The 1,305-nt window shown below is 71.3% G+C and carries 1 protein-coding gene; it reads right to left on the reverse strand.

Annotated elements, in window-relative coordinates; translation table 11 throughout:
• Nucleotides 1-1,197: transposase (locus AC27LF_RS45465; protein WP_487227892.1), on the reverse strand; the 1,197-nt coding region annotated here is incomplete at its 3' end.
• Nucleotides 1,198-1,305: the final 108 nt, after the last annotated feature.

The following is a 1,305-nucleotide window of genomic DNA, read 5'->3' on the forward strand; positions in this document are numbered from 1 at the left end:
GCGGTGTAGGTCCTGGGTGAGGTGGCGGGCGAGGCGGAGCTGGGCGTGGGCGGCCAGGATCAGCCAGGTCCAGCGGTCGCCTTGTTCGGGGGTGCGGATCTGGGGTGCGGTCCAGCCGAGTTGCTGTTTGAGGAGCCGGAAGGTGTGTTCGATGTCGAAGCGGCGCAGGTAGGTGCGCCACAGGAGGCCGAGGTCGAAGTCGGCGGGGTCGGGGGTGGTGTGCCACAGCCACATCGGCTTCGGGGTCCGTCTGCCGGGCAGGTGTTCGGCCTCGATGAGGATGAGGGTGCCCGGGACGACGGGCAGTTGCCCCTGGTGGTCTTTCCAGCCGCGGTCTCGGTCGAGTTCCTGGTGGAGGCGGTGCCAGGCGCGGACGGTGATGCCGCCGTAGCGGTCGCTCCTTGCGGTGAGCGCTGCGGCGGGGGTGCTCCAGGTGGACCGGTCGGCGAGCTTGAACACGGCGCCGTGGCGGCGGGGGCGTCCGCCGAGGTGGCGGGGACGCTGGACCGGGTCTGCGCGGTAGACCCGGTTGCCTTTCACCCGGCCCAGTACCTGTACCGGGGTTCCCTGTGATGCCAGGAGGTGGCTGATGCGGGTCAGGTCGTAGCCCGCGTCGAAGACGAACAGCGGTGCGGGGCGTGGGGTCCGGTCCAGGGCGGCTGCCACCTGTGTGACCTGGGCGACGGTGGCGGTGGTGGCGTCGTCGTCCGGGTCCAGCCGGACCGCGTCCAGCAGCGCGGTCCACGACGTCGCGCCCTCTTCCAGGCCGGCCGCGAACGAGTACGGCCACCCGGGCGTGGCCTTGCGGGTGGTGGTGCACCGGCACGGCGCGTGGCAGAAGCACCGCCGGGCGCTGGTCGCGGCGTGCGGACGCGGCCACGCCGAGACGTCCACCGCGATCCTCACCGGGCCCGGACCGGCGGGCTCCCACGACCGCGCCAGCAGCCCGCGCAGCGCCCCCACATCCAGGTCACCGCGGGCCAGCGCCCCGTACAGGGCACCGTGCCCGCGCCTGAATCCTTGCGCCGACGACAGCTCCACCAGCGAATCGACCGGACCGTGGGCCGTCAGCACCGCATCCACCAGCTCGAACAACGCATCCGCCCGCCTGCCCGCGCAGGCATACAACGCGCGGCGGAACCCGGACAAGGCGGTCAGCGCCTCGACCCGGGACGTACTTTCCAGCAGACTGTCCATCACGGCCTTTGGGTTGATCGGTTGTCGACTTTGGCGAGAAGACACGATCACCCAAAGGCCACTCCGCTGTCAGGCGAACGACCAACCCCACCCAGAAACAACCTGCAC

Source organism: Streptomyces diversicolor, assembly GCF_057537855.1.